At 46.1% G+C, this 19,954-nt stretch carries 12 protein-coding genes; all 12 read left to right on the forward strand.

Annotated elements, in window-relative coordinates:
* Window positions 1–12 precede the first annotated feature (12 nt).
* The 12 genes from ABDW33_RS12765 to ABDW33_RS12820 all read left to right on the forward strand — a co-directional run bounded on the left by ABDW33_RS12765 (window position 13) and on the right by ABDW33_RS12820 (window position 19,951).
* Window positions 13–1,140: an endo-1,4-beta-xylanase gene (locus ABDW33_RS12765; protein WP_343690455.1), complete on the forward strand. Its 1,128-nt coding sequence runs from the start codon at window positions 13–15 to the stop codon at window positions 1,138–1,140.
* Window positions 1,141–1,364: 224 nt separating this feature from the next.
* Window positions 1,365–4,532, forward strand: coding sequence for a TonB-dependent receptor (locus tag ABDW33_RS12770; protein ID WP_343690456.1), 3,168 nt, complete (start codon window positions 1,365–1,367; stop codon window positions 4,530–4,532).
* Between the two features lie 18 nt (window positions 4,533–4,550).
* Window positions 4,551–6,335, forward strand: coding sequence for a RagB/SusD family nutrient uptake outer membrane protein (locus ABDW33_RS12775; protein ID WP_343690457.1), 1,785 nt, complete (start codon window positions 4,551–4,553; stop codon window positions 6,333–6,335).
* 133 nt (window positions 6,336–6,468) lie between these two features.
* The gene (locus ABDW33_RS12780) at window positions 6,469–7,716 is read left to right on the forward strand and encodes a hypothetical protein (protein WP_343690458.1); all 1,248 of its coding nucleotides are present in this window, start codon (window positions 6,469–6,471) and stop codon (window positions 7,714–7,716) included.
* Window positions 7,717–7,746: 30 nt separating this feature from the next.
* Window positions 7,747–8,760 (forward strand): non-reducing end alpha-L-arabinofuranosidase family hydrolase, encoded by a 1,014-nt coding sequence (locus ABDW33_RS12785; RefSeq protein WP_343690459.1) that lies wholly within the window; start codon window positions 7,747–7,749, stop codon window positions 8,758–8,760.
* A 114-nt stretch (window positions 8,761–8,874) separates the two neighbouring features.
* Window positions 8,875–10,833, forward strand: a complete 1,959-nt coding sequence (locus ABDW33_RS12790) for an alpha/beta hydrolase-fold protein (RefSeq protein WP_343690460.1) — start codon at window positions 8,875–8,877, stop codon at window positions 10,831–10,833.
* Window positions 10,834–11,004: 171 nt separating this feature from the next.
* Entirely contained in the window at window positions 11,005–11,553 is a 549-nt protein-coding gene (locus ABDW33_RS12795) for an RNA polymerase sigma-70 factor (protein WP_343690461.1), read from the forward strand.
* Between the two features lie 60 nt (window positions 11,554–11,613).
* Complete coding sequence (locus tag ABDW33_RS12800; RefSeq protein WP_343690462.1) at window positions 11,614–12,732, forward strand: FecR domain-containing protein; 1,119 nt, start codon at window positions 11,614–11,616, stop codon at window positions 12,730–12,732.
* A gap of 159 nt (window positions 12,733–12,891) precedes the next feature.
* Window positions 12,892–16,197 (forward strand): SusC/RagA family TonB-linked outer membrane protein, encoded by a 3,306-nt coding sequence (locus tag ABDW33_RS12805; RefSeq protein WP_343690463.1) that lies wholly within the window; start codon window positions 12,892–12,894, stop codon window positions 16,195–16,197.
* A 14-nt stretch (window positions 16,198–16,211) separates the two neighbouring features.
* Window positions 16,212–17,639: a RagB/SusD family nutrient uptake outer membrane protein gene (locus ABDW33_RS12810; RefSeq protein WP_343690464.1), complete on the forward strand. Its 1,428-nt coding sequence runs from the start codon at window positions 16,212–16,214 to the stop codon at window positions 17,637–17,639.
* Window positions 17,640–17,657: 18 nt separating this feature from the next.
* On the forward strand, window positions 17,658–18,446 hold the full coding sequence (locus ABDW33_RS12815) for a DUF4843 domain-containing protein (RefSeq protein ID WP_343690465.1): 789 nt from the start codon (window positions 17,658–17,660) through the stop codon (window positions 18,444–18,446).
* A 14-nt stretch (window positions 18,447–18,460) separates the two neighbouring features.
* Window positions 18,461–19,951 carry a PKD-like family lipoprotein gene (locus ABDW33_RS12820; RefSeq protein ID WP_343690466.1) on the forward strand — a complete coding sequence of 497 codons (1,491 nt, stop codon included), beginning with the start codon at window positions 18,461–18,463 and terminating at the stop codon, window positions 19,949–19,951.
* Window positions 19,952–19,954: the final 3 nt, after the last annotated feature.

Genomic DNA, 19,954 nt, shown 5'->3' on the forward strand with positions numbered 1-19,954 from the left:
AAGTCAGGCATTATGGATAAAGTGATTTCTTTTGTCCTTGTAGTTTTTATCTGTTGTATCTGCACAGGTGGCAATGGCCAGTCTGCTGCCGGGGAGATCCCTTCCCTGAAAACCGTCTTTAAAGAAGATTTCCTGGTGGGTGCGGCGCTTAACAGGCACCAGGTGAATGAGACTGATCCTATGGCTACTGCATGTATAGCCAGGCAGTTTAATACCCTTACACCTGAAAATGATATGAAAGCTGCACTGATACATCCTGAATGGGGTCGTTATAATTTTACAGAGGCAGATAAGATCATTGCTTTTGGTGAGCGGCACCAGCTGCAGATCAATGCGCATACACTTATATGGCACAGCCAGTTACCCGCATTTGTGATGCATATGCATGACAAGGATTCGCTGCAACGTTTCTTTAAAGATCACATCAGTGTAATTGCTTCACGGTACGATGGGAAGGTATATTCCTGGGATGTGGTCAATGAAGCCCTGAATGAGGATGGTACTATGCGCAAATCGCTGTTCCAGCGAACTCTCGGGGATGATTATGTAGTGCAGGCATTCCAGCTGGCCGGGCAGGCAGCCCCGCATACAAAATTGTATTATAATGATTACAACATAGAGCGACCTGAAAAACGTGCCGGTGCGGTGGCACTGATCCGGAAAATACAGGCAGCAGGTGTGCGTATAGATGGTGTCGGTATCCAGGGGCACTGGCACCTGGGAAGGGTGCCTTTGAAAGATATTGAAGAGAGCATACTTGCATACGCTGCTTTGGGAATTGATGTCATGTTCACAGAACTGGATATCAGCGTGTTGCCAGATCCCAAAGGTGTGGAAGGTGCAGATGTAAACCAGCAGAAAGGGTATAACAATGCACTGAATCCTTACGCCGGTTCATTGCCTGACAGTGTGCAGCAACAGTTGGCCAGGGACTACGAGAACCTGTTCCGGCTCTTCCTGCGATATAAAGATAAGATAGGCCGGGTCACTTTCTGGGGGGTGAATGATGGCGATTCCTGGTTAAACAACTGGCCCGTACCTGGCAGAACAAATTATCCATTGTTATTTGACCGGCAATTCAATCCTAAAATGGCTTTTAATAAAGTAATAGCACTTAAAACTGGTACTGTAACAAAATAACAACCACAGATACAACTATAGCCCTAACAAATAAAGCAACGATGTTATGAAGTAACTGCTTTCCATCAGGAAAACGTCCTGGCGACTGATGGAAATATCAACCAATTCCCTGCTACGATAGTAGAACAGATTTATGTACGCCTCATGGTGTCAATATTCCCTGCATTTTAAGCATGCAGGGCCGGGACTGCTTTTTTTAGAAAAACTGAATTAAAACCACGATTATGAATTTTTCTTTTACGCATCAATTACAGAAGGCGTCATCCTCTTTTAGTTTACTACTGAGGATAACGATGCTGTTATTTATTTTCCTTTGGGGCACGTCTTATGGGGTAGGACAACAAATTACTGTCAGCGGACGCATTACCGGCGAGGACGGTAACAGGATACCTGGTGCCAGCATCCAGGTAAAAGGCACAAAGGTAGGGGTGCTCAGTAACGATGAAGGTTATTTTAAGATCAACGCGCCTGCCACCGGTACCCTCATTATCACATCTGTAGGGTTCGTGAACAGGGAGGTGAATGTAAACCGGCAGACGACTATCAACGTTTCGTTGAAACCCTCTGTCAGCGATCTCGAACAGGTGGTCGTAATTGGTTATGGTACCGCAAAAAAGAAAGATGTAACAGGCGCCACCGTATCTGTGAAAGGAGAAACACTGCGGGAACTGGGGGTGCCGAACGTATACAATCAGCTGCAGGGTAGGGCTGCAGGGATTGATATCGTGAACAACAGCTCCAGTATAGGAGCCGGTGGAGAGATCAGGATCAGGGGAAACCGTTCCCTGGCATCAAGTTCATCGGCCAATAATTCGCAGAATGGTCCGCTGATTGTAATTGATGGGATACCACTTTCCGGCGGTAGTATAAATGATATCAATCCCAACGATATTGCTACTATCGACGTATTGAAAGATGCTTCTGCTACTGCTATTTACGGTTCCCGCGGCTCAGGTGGGGTGATTATCATTACAACCAGGAGAGGCCGACCCGGCAAATCTGTTACCAGTTATGACGGATATATCGGCATGTCCGAAGCGACCAATACTTATAAGCTTTTTAACGGCCAGGAATATGCAGCATTTAAAGACGCAGCAAAACAGGGACAGCCGAATCCGAACAATCCTAACCCTAATGCACTCACTCCTATTGAGCAGGAAAACCTGGCTAAAGGTGTCAATACAGACTGGCAAAAATTACTGCTTACCAATGCCCTCCGCACTGATCATAATGTGAGTGTGGCAGGTGGTAATGAAACGACACTATACAGCTTCGGGTTTGGTGTATTCCGCGAAACAGGTATCATACCGGATCAACGATTCGACAGGGGATCATTTCATATCGCTATCGATCACAAGATGAGTGAACGGTTAAAAGTGGGACTTACTACTACAAATACAATGAGCTGGGCCAATCGTGTCAACACCAGTGCACTGGGTGCGGCAACGAGACTGAGCCCGCTGTACCTGCCATACAACGAGGATGGCAGTATTAATTTTCAGCCTGCCATACAGCAATCCAATGATGCACAACAGATAAGTCCTCTTACATCGATCGGTAACAATGATAAGATAAAAGCCCGCACACGCAGGTTCAGAACATTGACCAATGTATATGGAGAACTGGAGATTATAAAAGGACTGAAACTGAGATCCAGCCTGGCGCTTGACTGGATACAAACAATGAACAATAACTATAATGGTCCTGGTACTGTATTTAACACCAATACCACTACAGCAGGCGCTACGCTGAGCCAGTCCAACGACGAAACATGGAGCTATACCGTCGATAACTCACTTACCTACGAAAAGACAATTGCAGAAAAACATAAAATACAGGTGACGGCCTTGCATGAAGTGGTGAAGAACTTCAATCAAAGTCAGAATATAAACGGGCAAGGTGTACCGGCAGACTATATCCAGGATTATAATTTACAGTTAGCTAATTCACTGACTGCAGATCCTTCGGGCTACAGTAACAGGGGGCTGTTGTCTTATATGGGACGTGTTTTTTATACCTATAATGACAGGTATATGTTAACGGCGACCGTGCGTACAGATGGTGCTTCTGTGCTTGCCCCGGGTAACCAGTGGTTTACCTATCCGGCTATATCAGCAGGCTGGAACATCGCGAATGAAGGATTTATGCACGATGTAAAATGGATCAATAACCTGAAACTTCGTGTAGGATGGGGTATCAGTTCAAACCAGACGATCGCACCTTACACAACGATCGGTAGTCTTTCCTCCAATTTTTACAACTATGGGTCAGGTACCTCAGCGAACATCAACTATGTATCAGGCTACCTGGTGAATACGTTGCCTAATCCAAAGCTTACCTGGGAATCTACGCGGGGATATAACCTGGGGCTTGACTTTGGTTTGTTTGACAACCGTATAAACGGTGCTGTTGAATATTATAATGTCAATACAAGAGACATACTTTTAAGCAAAGAATTACCCAGAAGCAGTGGTGCCAATTCTGTACTTGTGAACCAGGGAAAAACGGCCGGGCATGGGCTTGAGATCACACTTAGCAGCCTGAATGTAAAAAGCCGTAACGGATTTACCTGGAGTACAGATCTTAACTTCTCCATGGCGAGAGAAAAGATTGTAGCGCTGCAACCCGGATTGAAGCAGGATGTGGGTAATGGCTGGTATGTAGGGCAACCACTGACTGTTATTTATGATGTAAAGAAAACAGGCATCTGGCAGACCAACGAGAAGGACAAAGCGGCTACCTATGGCGCTGCACCGGGTGATATTAAAATCCAGGATGTAGATGGCAACGGTACGATTGGCGCTGAGGACAGGCAGGTGATTGGCAATTTTCAACCCAATTTTGTATTCGGTTTCAATAACAGGTTTACCTACAAGAATTTCGATCTGAACATTGTAACCTTTGGCCGTATAGGTCAGACTGTGGTCGTGACCTATCTGACTGCCGATGGGGGCGCAGCTGGCTATCCTTTCTTCATGAACGGAAGGGTGAACCAATACAAAGTGAATTACTGGACACCTGACAACCCTACGAATGATTTTCCGCAGCCTGATGCCAGCAGGGATGCATTGCAATACACCTCTACATTGTCTTACCGGGATGGGTCGTTTATAAAGGTCCGGACCATCAACCTGGGATATAGTCTTTCTTCAAAAATTACAGGAAAAATAGGGCTCAGTTCATTGCGTTTTTACCTGGCGGTGCAGAATCCATTTATTCTCTGGGCACCATTGGTACGGGATGGCCTGGGGATAGATCCGGAAGGTAATGGCAACGGTAACGCTGTTGGTTCTACTGCCGGTGGAACCCCGGTGGTAGCGCGCGCCATCACCGTTGGTATGGGCACGCCTCCTACAAGGCAGTATATGTTTGGTGTTAACGTGAAATTTTAATTCTGAAATTAAGTTATTATGAAATTCAATATAAAATTATACGGGCTGGTTTTATTGTCATTACTTACAATCAGCACGGGTTGTAAAAAGATCCTGGAAGAACAACCCCGTGCGACTATCGATCCTGCATACTTCAAAACGCCGGAGGGTTTAGCAGGCGGTGTGGCCGGTATTTATTCTTCTTTTCGCGGTCATTGGGGTACGCAGATCTTTACGCAGTTGTTCAATGGAGGTACTGACGAGATGATCAGGGGTGGCGCCGCAGATGTGCAGCATAACTTTACCTATTCGCTGCTGATGAAGAGTAATACGAATGATTACAGTGGTTTCTGGAACTCTCTTTACATAGATATCAATACGGCCAATGGCGTGTTGCAGTTCGGACCGGGAGCAAGCATGGATGAAACGAAGAAAGCGCAACTGCTGGCCCAGGCCAAATTTCTCCGGGCATTCTGTTATTTCCAGCTGGTAACAACTTTCGGGGATGTGCCTTTGCATCTTACATTTAATACAAACGTTTCAGCGGCTGATAGCAGAACGCCTGTTGCTGATGTATACGAGGCTATCATCAGTGATCTGAAAGATGCAGCAGCCAGTCTGCCAGATCAGCCGGCACCAGGATTGGGCAAACCGGCATTTAAAGCAACCGCTTTGTACCTGCTTGCAAAAACCTATTTATGGAGAGGGTGGTCTACTGCCGCAAAAGGAACTGATTTTACCGATGCATTTAATACGGCAAAGAGCATCATTGATAATAAAAGTGCTTATGGCCTTGACTTATGGCCTGTATTTGCACAGGGATTCCTGGAAGGGAATGAATATGGCAGGGAGACACTGATGGTCGTAGATCATACAAAGGATCTGAAGTTTGGAGAGAACTCCCAGACTGGTACCGGTGCTTCTAACCTGAAAGAAAATAAATCCAACTTTTTCTTCCGGCCAAACTATCCGACCGTGAATGCAAATTATCCTGCTACAGGTGGTGCTTATGTATGTGTAAGAGATATACAGAACGGTCGTCCATGGCAAAGAATAAGACCTAATATGCGCTATGTACTGAGTGTTGCTTTTGCGAACCGGGCTACGGATTCAAGGTATAACGGCACGTTCCAGACCATCTGGTTGTCTAATAGTGTAGCGTCGTCTGTAAAAGGCACTACAGGTGCTGTTACGCCCAGGGGCACCCTGGTGAATGGCGTAGATACTGCGATATGGATGGCAGACCGGGTGGTGACGCCTGCAGAAAGGGCGGCATTCAAGGGGATTATCTTTGAACCGGATTACCTGCCGGGGGCTACCGTACCCTATACCAGCCTGTTATATCCTTCTTTACGGAAATGGGATGATTCGACAAGAGCAGATATGAATGATTATTCTGACAGACCTTACATCCTGTTCCGTTTTTCAGAAGTATATCTCATCGCAGCAGAAGCCGCACTGAAGGGCGGTGGTACACTGCAGCAGGCTGCAGATATGTTAAATGTGCTCAGGATCAGGGCCGCCCGCATACCAGGCCAAACGGATGATCAGTATGCGGCAGCTATCGCGGCACAGACAATCACAGCTGCAGACGTGACCCTTGATTTCATACTTGATGAGCGCACCCGTGAATTGTATGGCGAATGTAACAGGTGGTATGATCTGTCAAGAACGAAGACACTGGTTGCAAGGGTACAAAAATACAATACAGAGGCAGCTGCCAATGTGGTAGCCGAACATATGCTGAGACCTATTCCGCAGCAGCAGATCGACCTGGTTACTGAAGGTCCTGCATTCCCTCAAAATCCATGGTATAGTAATTAACAAGTATAACCATCAAATTGAAAGACCATGAAAGAAAACCCACCTATCTAGCTGCCTATAAAAGGCTCACACAACTGGTGTGGGCCTGTTGACAGCCATTTAGAAAAACAGTTAAGTAACAAACAATGAAACTATGAAAACAAACCCTTTTCTCAGTAACCTGGGAGTATCTTTTCTTTCCCTCATTTTAATGATTAGTTCCTGCACAAAGCCGGGTGCAGATGTATCTGCTGTAGACAACAAGCAAAGCGGTGATGCAACAGCAGCAGCCGAAGTAGGTGTGATGGCAACAGCCATCGTCGATGCCAATACTTCGCAACAGACAGTCCAGGGATTTGGTGGTATGAGTGTGCCAATCTGGATAGGTGATTTAACAGCCGATCAGCGAACAAAAGCTTTTTCTACCAGCAGTGGTATCGGGTTGAGTATTTTGAGAGTAATGGTGCCTCCCAACAGTAGCCAGTTTGCCGCCGAAAAAGCAACGATTGATGCTGCCAAAGGTTTTGGTGCAAGGGTGATCGCCACTGTATGGAATGCTCCTGCAGGCATGATGGATGGTGCTTACCTGAAGGCCAGCTCGTGGGCTGACTTTGCCGCACATTTAAGGTCTTATACGCAGGCAGTGGGCGGTGTATATGCATTGTCGCCCTGGAATGAACCTAATTACCTGGCGTCAGAATGGATGCATGCTTCAGCTACAGAGGTCGCCAATTTCGTGGCGGCGTATGGTGATAACTGCGGTGCCCCGATCATGGCGCCGGAACCATTTAACATGGATCAGACATTTATCAATACATACCTGAGCAATGCAACTGCGAAATCGAAAACACTTTTCGTCAGCGGTCACATTTATGGCAAAACCCCTTATAACCTGGGTAATATCGGTAAGTCGGTATGGATGACAGAGCATTATACAAATTCATCTATCAGTGGTAATGACTGGGCCAATGCCATGAATGCAGCCAAGGAGATCCATGATTGCATGACAGCCGGTTGGTCAGCATATGTATGGTGGTATATCCGCCGGTTTTACGGGCCAATTGACGAGAACAGTGCTATCACCAAGGTAGGTTATGTAATGGCGCATTTTGCCAGGTATGTGCGTCCGGGCTACGTTAAAATTGCCTGTGCAGCCAATCCCAGCACTGGTGTATATACAACAGCTTACCGGAACGGATCAAAGATTGTGATCGTAGCTATTAATACAAATGCAGCTGTGACCTATCAACCATTTACAATCGCCGGGGTAACAGTTAATAGTTTCAGTCGTTATGTCACAACAAGTGCTTCTAACCTTGCATCAAGTTCGCTGAGCATTTCCAATAATGCATTTGGCATTAACCTGCCAGCGTCCAGCATCACAACGCTGGTTTCGAACTAATCCTGGTCTTTCACCATAATTGTTACCAATATGAAACAGCTAAGATACATAGGTGCGGGTATGCTATGTTTATTGATGTATAGTGCCTGTACAAAGAAACCGTTGGATGGGGCAGGAGTAAAAACAGAGAAAAACGGGGTAGCCGTAACAGCTGCTGCCATTGCTAATCCCACCTGGTATGCAGAGGCGAGATGTTTCCTGGATGGGCCTGCGGGCGCATTTGATGACCTGGCAGTAAAAGATCCGTCGATCGTTTACTCCGGCGGCAAATACCATCTCTTTTACACTGGCCGGGACAAGGGAACAGGAGGACTCTGGCGGATGGGGTATGCAGCTGCTACATCTATAGCCGGGCTCAAAACTGCCAGCCGCACCTACATGAGTGCATTGAATGCAGGTTCCTATTTCTGTGCACCACAGGTATTCTGGTTTCCTGCCAAGGGAAAGTGGTTCCTGATCTACCAGAGTGGACAGGGTGCTTCTTTTTCGACATCGACAGATGTAGGTAATCCGGCATCATGGACACCTGTAAGAAGCATGGGATTTACGGATGGGATTGATTTCTGGTGCATTTCTGATGGTACCTACGTGTATTGTTTTTATTCAGCCCAGGATGGTTCGCGCACGATAAAAAGGCGGAGAACAACGGTGGCCAATTTCCCATATAACTGGGAGGCGCCTACTGTAGCTGCCACGAATACCTTTGAGGCGGTACATGTGTATAAAAGCAAGGCAGATGGAAAGTATTATATGATCGTAGAGGACATCAACCGTTACCAGGAACTCTGGACAGCCAGCTCCCTGGGAGGTACGTGGACACAGGTGGCCGAGAAGTGGGCCGCCCGGGATAACCTCCGGTTCCTGTCAGAAGTATGGACAGACCAGGTCTCTCATGTGGAAGCGATCCGCTCCGGTACTGACGACAAGCTGGAGATCGATAATATTGACAGATGTCAGCTATTGATACAGGGTGTGCCGAACGGTAATTATGGCGACTATGGTAATATTCCGTACGATCTTGGTGTGATCAGGAATTATCAGTAAAATACGATAATATACAGGATAAACAACGCAAAATGACCGCACTGAAAGTGATTACATTGAGCGTTGTTTATCCTGTATCATAGTCATCCATGCAATTGTTGTAAAAATCCACATATGAAGTATTCATTTTTATTGCCGGCCCTCCTTTGCGTATTTGCATTGACTGGCTATTCCCAGGAAATTGTTCAGCAGGCACCATCAGGCTTTGATTCGCTGCGTGCAGGTATTCCTCATGGTACCATTGATACCATTCATTATCCCTCCAAAACTGTGGGTGTGACCAGAAAAGCGTTGGTATATACACCCCCTGGTTTTTCGCGTGGGAAAAAATATCCTGTATTATACCTGCTGCACGGCATTGGTGGCGATGAGAAAGAATGGTTGACGGGTGGAAAGCCGCAGGTGATCCTGGATAACCTGTACGCGCAGGGAAAGATTGCACCGATGATAGTGGTGTTGCCTAACGGCAGGGCAATGGCGAATGACAGGGCGACCGGCGATATCATGGCAAAGGATAAAATTGAGGCTTTTGAGAGATTTGAGAAGGATCTGCTGAATGACCTGATCCCCTTTATCGAAAAGAAATACCCGGTGCTCTCCAACAGGGAAAGCAGGGCTATTGCAGGATTGTCAATGGGAGGTGGACAGTCGTTGAACTTCGGACTGGGTAACCTGGATAAATTTGCATGGGTGGGAGGTTTTTCTTCTGCACCTAACACGAAGGCGCCGGAGCAGTTGGTCCCTGATCCCCAAAGCGCCGCCAAACAACTCAAATTACTATGGATATCCTGCGGGGCAGATGACCGGCTGATCAGTTTCAGTCGCCGTACGCATGAGTACCTGGTAAAGAATAACGTACCACATATTTATTACATAGAGCCGGGGGTTCATGATTTTAAAGTATGGAAAAACGGCTTGTATATGTTTTCCCAATTGCTGTTCAAACCTGTAGATACTTCTCTCTATTCAAAGTATATCTATTCAGGACCGGGCACGCCTGCCAACACGAATATTCCTGGTCAGAAATATCCGCAGATCATGCCAGACAATCGCGTGGTGTTTCGCATAAAGGCGCCGGAAGCCGCGCATTTACAAATTGACCTGGGCAGGAAGTATGATATGAAAAAAGATACAGGGGGCTATTGGACCGTTGTTACAGACACTATACCTGTAGGATTTCATTATTATTCGCTGATCATTGATGGCATACCGGTGGTAGATCCTGCCGGGCAGACTTACTATGGTATGGGACGTATGGCAAGTGGAATAGACATCCCTGATCCTGATGGGGATTATTATGTGATCAACAAGGTCCCTCATGGACAGGTACGGTCAGTTTCCTATTATTCTGCGATTACCGGCAGCTGGAGAAGTGCGCTTGTATATACACCTCCTGGCTATGACCGGGATATTGATAAAAAATATCCTGTGCTTTACCTGCAACATGGGGGTGGGGAAGATGAAACGGGTTGGCCAAGGCAGGGGAAGATGAATATCATCATGGATAACCTGATAGCGTCAAAAAAAGCAGTGCCCATGATAGTAGTCATGGAGAGAGGGTATGCGACCGATCCCCGGCAGCCCGTTGCCAGTCAGCCAACAGGTCTTCCTGGCATGTCCGGCAACGTTTTCCCGGATGTATTGGTCAACGAGGTGATTCCCATGATCGATTCATCGTTTCGGACACTTACTGATAGAAAAAACCGGGCCATGGCCGGGTTATCTATGGGCGGCTTTCAGACATTCCAGACGACAATGACGCACCTCGATCTGTTTTCTTATATCGGCGGCTTTAGCGGGGCAGCTTTCCTGCAGCCAGATATTGATATCAGGAAGGCGTTCAATGGCGTGTGGGAAAATGCTGCTGCATTTAATGAGAAGGTGAAGTTGGTATACCTGAGCATAGGAACAGCAGAACCCGAAAGAATGTACAAGAGCGTGAATGGTTTTCATGAAGCGCTGGACAAGGCAGGTATTAAACATGTATATTATGAATCGCCAGGTACTTCACATGAATGGCAAACCTGGAGGCGGTCATTGCGGCAATTCGCCGGTATGATCTTCCATGAATAAAGTAGCAGGGAGTGATCACCGGTGTCCTGCATACCGGTGCTCCCTGCATCCTTGCAAATCCGGCCATAAATCCATAAGTTTGTATCCATACATCATGCATTCATGTGTTACCACCAAAACCACCATCGATAAAATTAATAAACTCAACCAAAAACTAATTGTCAGTCAAGCTTGGACAGTACCAATCATAATAAAGCATCAAAAGCCGCTTTCAAAGCAGTGTACGATAAATACTGGGAAGATCTGTTTCAGGCTGCCTACAAGCGTACCCGCCATGCAGCAGATGCCAGCGACCTCGTCCAGGATCTGTTTATCTCTCTCTGGGATCACCCGGAACGGCTGCAGCAGGAAGAGGATCTGGGAGCATATCTCTTTGTTGCACTCAGGAACAAAATTTTCAACTATTTCGAAAAAAAGACGGTGCGCCTGAATTATCTCCTGGCGCAGCCATTTAAACCTGTAGAATCAGAGGAAGCCATTTTCAGCAATATTCGCACCCGCGAAATAAAGAACTGTGTAGCGGCTGCCATCTCTGCCATGCCCCCCCGTATGAAAGAAATATATATCCTCAGCCGTGAACAGCACCTGTCTATTGCTGAAATAGCCGGACTACTGGGTATATCTCCCCAAACGGTTAAAAATCAATTGCATACGGCCCTTGGAAAAATCCGCACCCAGCTGAACGACAACGGTCTTTCGGCTTTTTCCATTTTTTTTTAGCTACTTATAGTACTACCTGATTAGTTACCTGTTCTTGTATATAAACAGGCATACTACACCGTGAATGCAACACCAAAGAATATATCTGAGCTATTAAAAAAATACCGTACCGGCAAAGCTACTCCGGAGGAAAGCGCATTGCTGGAAGCATGGTACCATGCCCTGGAGTATGATACCACGATGTTTACAGATGAGGAGCTGGTGCGGCAAATGCAGGCAGAGGGTTGGGAGAAAATCAGGAAAAGAACGCCTGTTGTACGCCTGGTGGGGCGTTACTGGATGGGTATGACGGCAGCCGTATTGCTGTTGCTTGCCGGGGTTTTCTATTACAATATGCAAAGAAAACCTGTTGTTCCCGTTTATGCCGTCATTCAACCGGCCAGTGATAAGGCTACGCTGACACTCTCCAATGGCCGGCAGATCATACTGGAAGATGCAGATAGCGGAATGATAGCAGAACAGAATGGCAGCCAGGTAGTGAAGCAGCCAAACGGGCAGTTGACCTATCTTAAGCACAATGATGATCACTTACCAAACGTATATAATACATTGACTACGCCCCGCGGAGGTCAGTATAAAATAGTGCTGCCTGATGGTACAGTGGTGTGGATGAATTCAGCCTCTTCGTTAACTTATCCGACAGCTTTCAATGACCATGAGAGGATCGTGAAACTGAGTGGAGAAGCCTATTTTGAAGTGGCTCCCCGCGCTGCACAACCTTTTAAGGTGCAGGTAGATCAGACGATTGTGGATGTGTTAGGAACAGCCTTTAACATTCATGCATATGCAGATGAACCGGCTGTAACAACGACCCTTGTAACAGGCAGTGTACGGGTAACGCACACGATGGCTGCAGGTAATAAATCAGCGCAACTGGTGCCGGGACAGCAGGCCATTGGCGCGGCCACTTACCTGGTAACCAGGAAAGCTAATATGCGCCAGGTATTGTCATGGAAGAACGGACTTTTCATTTTTGAAGATCGTAAGCTCATCGATGTACTCCGTGAAATATCACGCTGGTACGATATAGATATTGATATGCAGGCAGGGGACAATGATACGCGTTATGGCGGTGTCATTAACAGGAACAGCCCGCTGCCAAAAGTCTTAGAACTGCTGGAAAGCAATGGAATCAGACATTTTAAAATAGAAGGAAGAAAAGTGATTGTTCTTCCATAAATCAACCAACCGCTTGTATTTGTAAACAATTGCCTATGATGTAAAGGGGACTTACAATGATGTAAAAAGAAATCAATCAAAATCAACAATGAAACAGTATGCCATCCTTATAAAGGATAAGGAATGCTATTGCTGTAGCCACCAGAAATTATTGCTTTTATGAAACTTTCTACCTTACTTATCACCCTGGGGTGTATGCTGATTGCTGTAGCAGCATTATCACAGAAGGTGACGCTTTCTGTAAAAAAGCAACCTCTGCATGAGGTGATCAATGAAATTGCTGCCCAGACAGGGGTGAACATGATCTATAACATGGAGCAGCTGCGGAGTGCGGCACCTGTAACGGTCAATTTAAAACAGGCATCACTTGACGAAGCGCTGAAAGCCATCTTTAAAAACCAGCCTTTTAGTTATGAATTAAGAGATGGAACGGTCGTCGTTATCCGGCCGAAGAATGGAATTGTTGTAGCCGTGCCGGTTCCTAATGGGAGTGAAACAGCCATGGACTTTCTCGATGTCAGCGTAAGAGCGGTTGATGAGCGAAACAGGCCTGTTCCTAATGTGACTGTAAGTATTAAATCAAGGCAGGAGATCCTGATCACCGATGCGAACGGCCTCGCATTGCTGAGGAAAGTCTTGCCGGGTACCTTAGTCACCTTTACCAGCATTGGCTATGAAGAACAGGTATTACCTGTGACACCTGGCATGCAGGAACTGGTCGTGCGCATGAAGCAGAAGATCAGCCAGCTAAGCACGCTGGAAATCAGTACAGGGATATCTTCGCGTAAGCAGGAAAGTTTTACCGGGTCTGCCACTGTGTTCACTGGTCAGCAACTAAAGACAACCGGCAACAGGAATGTACTGGAAAGCCTGAAAAGCCTGGATCCTTCGTTTGTAAAAGTGACCAATAACCTGGCAGGCAGTAATCCGAATAAACTCCCCAACTTTGAAATAAGAGGCAGAACCAGTATCAGTACTATCAACCTGAACGACCAGTTTAATGCTGATCCTAACCAGCCTTTATTTATCCTGGATGGTTTTGAAACCACCCTGCAGGCCATCTATGACCTGGATATGAACCGGGTGGCTACCATTACAATTTTAAAGGATGCGGCGTCGACAGCATTGTATGGTTCCAAGGCAGCAAACGGTGTTGTCGTAGTGGAAACAAAGCGTCCTAAACCCGGTAAATTGCAGTTGAGCTATACAGGCGATTTTTCTGCAGATATACCGGACCTGAGCAGTTATAACCTGATGAATGCATCGGAGAAACTGCAGTTCGAAAAGTTGTCAGGCAGATACAGTAGTAAAGGTGAACAGGCGTGGCGGAATGAAGAAATTTATAATGCGCGGCTGGCTAATGTACAGCGGGGTATCAATACCTACTGGCTAAGTGAACCGGTAAGAACAGGCGTTTCGAACCGTCATTCTGTACAGATCACGGGCGGTAATACTGACCTGATGATGAATGCAGGTTTTGTGTACGGCATGCAGGAAGGTGCTATGAAAGGCTCTAATCGTGAAAACTGGAGTGCAAATCTCAACCTTACTTATCGCAGGGGTAATGTGAATATATCAAACCTGTTCACTGTAAATGGAAATGATGCACATGAATCACCGTATGGTTCTTTTGCTACATATGCAAAAGCAATTCCCTATTACAGCAAGAAAAATGCGGATGGTACGATCCCCAGGTACCTGGATCCTTTATACGATACTACATTGATCAACCCCTTGTACGATGCTTCACTTTACAGCAGGAATGAAACCTCGCAGTTCAGTTTTCAGAACAACCTGCAGGCAATTGTGACACTTTCGCCTGACTTACGGTTACAGGGAGGATTGTTACTTGGAAAAGGCAATAGTAACGGCATTGTATTTATTCCACCCGATAACTCCGCATTTGTAACACTGCCGGCCAATCAAAAGGGAAATTATATCAATACCCGTCAGGAAAACAGCCGGTATAACGGTAACCTGATGCTGACCTACTCGAAGGTGACCAACCAACATTCATTCACTGTAATGGTAAGAGGGGAGGTACAGCAGGCGACAGCATCCAGTGTTGGATTTACGGCGGTGGGTTTTCCTTATGGAACAGATGGCAGTCCTGAATTTGCCTATGGTTTCCTGCCTTACAGCACACCACAATCCAGTACTGTTACCAGCAGAAGTGTAGGTTTTCTTTCAAGCCTGAACTATGTATATGATCAGCGTTTCATGTTCGATGGTGTGTATAGATTGGATGGTAGCAGCGTCTTTGGCAGTGACCGTCAGTTCAAACCATTTTTGTCAGCGGGCATGGGCTGGAACCTTCATCACGAATCCTTTATACGGGATATAGAATGGATCAGTCTTTTAAAGCTGAGAGGGAATATTGGCTATACCGGCAACCAGAACCTGGGCAGCTTTAGTTCCATATCCCTGTACAGTTATAATGCGGGGAATGTAAACAATTTTGGACAGGGGCTTAACCTGGCATCATTGGGCAACCCGGGACTGGATTGGCAAAAAACACTGCAGGCCAGTTATGGTGTTGACTTTGCCATGTGGAATAACCGGGTAAGTGGCTCGCTGGAATATTATAATAAAAGAACGGATCCACTGGCAGTAGGAGCTGTTGGTACATTGCCATCATCAGCAGGTGTAAATGAAAACTATGTGATCAACCTGGGACACCTTACTACCAAAGGTTATAGTGTGAATGTACGGGTTTCTCCGGTGTACAATATGAAGGACCGCATTATCTGGACTGTAGGGGTAATGGGTAACAGGAATGTAAGTACATATGGTGGTTTCAATAACAGGCTGGCAGAATTGAATAAAGCAGAACTGGCAGCGAAGGGATTGAGCAGGTACTACGACGGTTATAGTCCCGACGATATGTGGGCTGTAAAATCACGCGGAGTGGATCCGGCCACCGGTCAGGAAGTATATGAGAAGAAGAATGGTACGCTGACTTTTGATTATGATCCTGCTGATATCGTAAAAGTAGGTAATACCCGGCCTGTGGCGGAAGGTAATATCAATACCAGCTTTGCCTGGAAAGACTTCACCTTCAATGCGGTCATACGGTATGAAATAGGTGGCTATGTTTTCAATGGTGCGCTGTTTAATAAGGTCGAGAACTTTTCCGCATTGGGTACTAACCAGAACCTTGACAAACGTGCTTTGTATGACCGTTGGCAGCAACCCGGTGATATCATGCCATTCATTGGTATCAATAGCTTCTCGAATGGTGTCATGTCCTCCCGCTTTATTCAGAAAGACACTCATTTCACCGGGGAATCTTTCAGCCTGGCCTATCGTATCACACAGGGCTGGATTAAAAAGCTACGGATGCAATCGCTGAACCTGAGTCTTTACATGAACGATATTTTCCGTATTGAGAGTATCCTCAGCGAAAGGGGCATTGATTATCCCTATGCCCGTACCGTATCATTTAGTGTGAATGCATCCTTCTGATAAAAATGAATAGTATGTTACAGAAATATAGACTCTTATTATGCTGTTTTTTATTTACAGCGATCAGCAGTTGTAAAAACTACCTGGATGTTCAACCTAAAGGTGCTTACACCGCCGACCAGGTATTCAGCAATTCTTCTGCCATGCAACAGGCGTTGAATGGTCTTTATATCAGCCTGGCAGATAGTACGCTATACGGCCAGTTTATGACGACTACTATCATTGAGATGCTGGGGCAGCGTTACCAGCCGCCCACCGGTACGGAGTCAGATAGCTGGTTCGTGGGGCAATTTGAAAATTACCAGTATTCGGATCCCAATGTACAGGCAGCCTTTGATGCACTGTGGAAAAAAGCATATGGCACCATACTGGCCGCCAATGTATTTATAAAGAATGCCGGTGATGCTGTGAACAGGCATGTAGTAAGTGATAAAGAAGGGCAACAGTTGATAGGAGAGGCCATTGCAATCAGGGCTATGCTCCACTTCGACCTGCTTCGGTTATTCGGACCGGTGTATGCATTGAACCCGGAGGCGCAGGCGATTCCTTATTATTCCGGTACGGATGGCAATGCTCAACCTTTACTGAGTGCCAGCAAAGTAATGGAAAGGGTATTGTCAGATCTGAATACAGCAGCAGCAATGCTGTCTGCAGATCCTGTGATCACAGGTGGTGTTGTCAGCGTGAATGATTTCTATTATGGTTACCGCAATCAGCGATTGAACTACTATGCAGTGAAGGGATTAATGGCGCGCGCCTACCTGTGGGCGGGGCAAAAAGACCAGGCGCATAAACAGGCGCTGGAAGTACTCACGCAGGGAGAGAAGTGGTTTCCCTGGACAGATCCGCAGGCCATACAGCCGCTGCAGGATAATCCTGACCGTATCTTCTCAAATGAGATCCTCTTTAGTGTATATAATCCCAGGATGTATAATGCTTACTTCACGTTCTTTAGTCCGGACCTTGGAAATGATCATGTACTGACAGCTGACCCTGACAGATTGCAGGAAGTGTATGAAGGCATTGCCAACGATTACCGTTATAATGAGAATACATGGAGGGCTACTATTATCACCAAGAAGACCTTTTTCAAATTTGCTGATGTACCGGATATTTCCCGGCCATTCCGTTTCCTGCAGCCAGTGCTGCGCAAAACAGAGCTGTATTATATTCTGGCTGAAACAGAAACTTCTCCTGCACAGGCGTTGCAATACCTGAATACAGTGCGCTATAACCGGAATCTTGTTGACCTCACGGGCGATGCAGATATCACGGTGGAAACCGCGAAAGAGTATATGAAAGAATTCTGGGGAGAGGGTCAGCTGTTCTTCTATTACAAGCGAACAAACACCAGCTTCCTGCCTAGCGGAGAAAGCCCATATTATTCAGTAGTGCCTTCTTATGTAGTGCCATTACCGCTTTCAGAAACCACTCCCCGATAAACATCAAAATGAAGTAACATGCGAATAGCTTTTTATAAATTATTCATCGTATCGTTACCGGTATTACTGTTTGCCTGCAGGAAGGATAAACTGATGACTTATAATGCCGGTGACAATATTTATTTCCAGTATAAGGTGGGCGTGGATTCTGCCGCAAATCAGCAGGGGTTTATTGACGATACCCTGGATTACACCTTTGCTTACTCTCCGGACAATGTGAAGGATACACTATTCCCTATTCCTGTTGCAGTGACCGGCGAGCCTGTTAATTCCGACAGGGTGTATAAGGTGATTGTAGACCCTCATGCTTCAGCAGTAGAGGGAACGCATTATGAATGGCCTGCTTTAGTGATCCATGCGGGCCGTGTAAAAGACACGCTGTATATGCGTTTTAAGAGAACTGCTGATCTCCGTAAAGGAAAAGTGGAAATGACATTGCACCTGATGCCCAATGAAAATTTTGCGACGAACCTGCCATTTATACTGGCACATTCGATAGATACCATTGATGTGCTCCATCTGCATATCTCATTGTCAGATGTACTTACTGCCGGTCCGGATTGGGATATATACTTTGCTTCTTACTTCGGCACTTTCAGCGAAAAGAAAATGCGACTGATGAATGAGGTCGTCGGATTGCCGCTTGACTTCTGGGCAACGTCCAGTATGAATAGCGCACAGGTAGCAGCGGCTACTTATTATGCAACAGCTATGGGGCGTTACCTGCGACAGCAGGCATTGAGCGGGAATGTCATCTACGAGGCAGACGGTATTACACCGATGAGAATGGGCGACGATTATCAATAAATTAAAAGTACTACATGCAAAAGAAACTGATATACCTGATAGCAATCATCGGCTGCTGCTTTGCTATGGGGTGTTATAAAGACAAAGGTAATTACGATCTGCATCCGATCAACGAAGTATCTGTCAGTGCATTTGATACTGTACAGGGATATGTGGCTTACTTTGGAGATACACTGCGTATCCAGCCGGTAATTACGGGATCGCTTGACATGAGTGGCAGCGCTGTGTATGCTTACGAATGGTCAATACAGGATCCTACTTTGGTCACTACGGTGATTGGCACGGAAAAGAACCTGCAATATAAGATAGACAAGCTGCCAGGGGACTATTCACTCCGTTTAAAAGTAACTGATAAGGCATCTGGAGTGCTGTATCATTTCAGGACGAATTTACAGGTAAGTACAGCAGTGTATGAGGGCTACCTGGTGCTGAATGACGTAAATGGTCAGTCGAGGCTGGATATGCTGAGCTATCAAAACAACACACAGCAGTTTACCCAGATTACAGATGTATTGGCAAAGATGGGTTCTTCGCTGCCGCCACAGGGAAAACCTGTCAACATCTTTTGTATGCAGACCAGTGTTAACGTAGCCGCAGATATCAACTCCTACAAGATATACCTGTCTACCGCATCCGGGACGAATAATCTCAATTCTGAAACTTTTGATTATAAAGAAACCCAGAACATCAGTTATGAAATGATCGGAGATGTGCCGGCAGGTTTTAAAGCGACAGGATTTTTTGGAACGTTACGTTTTGGCATCATTCCTACTATTTACATGGTGGCAGATAACAGTGTATTTATCCGTCAGAACGGATCCCCGGTATTTCCGTATGCACCTATAAATGCCTATGAAGGGGCCGCGACGACATTTAAAGCATCTCCCTACATCGCAGCAGATCCTAATTTTTGTATGATATTTAATATGGATAAGCGCACATTTACACGCACGGCATCATTCTCTGCTACCAGTGTGTACGACATGCCGGCGGCATTGAACTATCCAACCGGTAAGGACCTGGTGTATATGGAAATGTCGTATACCAGCGTGATCCATGCTATCCTGAAAGATCCTTCGTCCGGGCAGTATTCTATCATTCGTTTCTTCCTGGGGGCAACGCCCACCTATAACGAGGAGATCACCGCAACAGATTTCGACCAGGCCACTCATTTTGCCATGAGTCCTGATCGTGGATACCTTTTTTACAGTACCGGTGGAAAGGTCTACGAGTACGACCTTTCATTGAAGACCAGTAAGCTCATGCTGGACAAAGGAAATGAAGAAATAACCTACCTGGCTTTTCAGAATTTCTTTTCCCGCACGTTCAACAATAACTATAGTAACTGGGCCAATCTGCTGACAGTAGGATCATACAATGCATCGTCCGCAAATGGTACACTGGAACAATATACAGTGCCGCCGGTAAACGGACAGCTTGTGAGAACCGCGCGATGGAGCGGATTCGGGAAGATCACGAGCATCGCCTACAGGGAAAGAAGATAATCA

The sequence above is a fragment of the Chitinophaga sp. genome (assembly GCF_039596155.1).
Lineage (GTDB): Bacteria > Bacteroidota > Bacteroidia > Chitinophagales > Chitinophagaceae > Chitinophaga.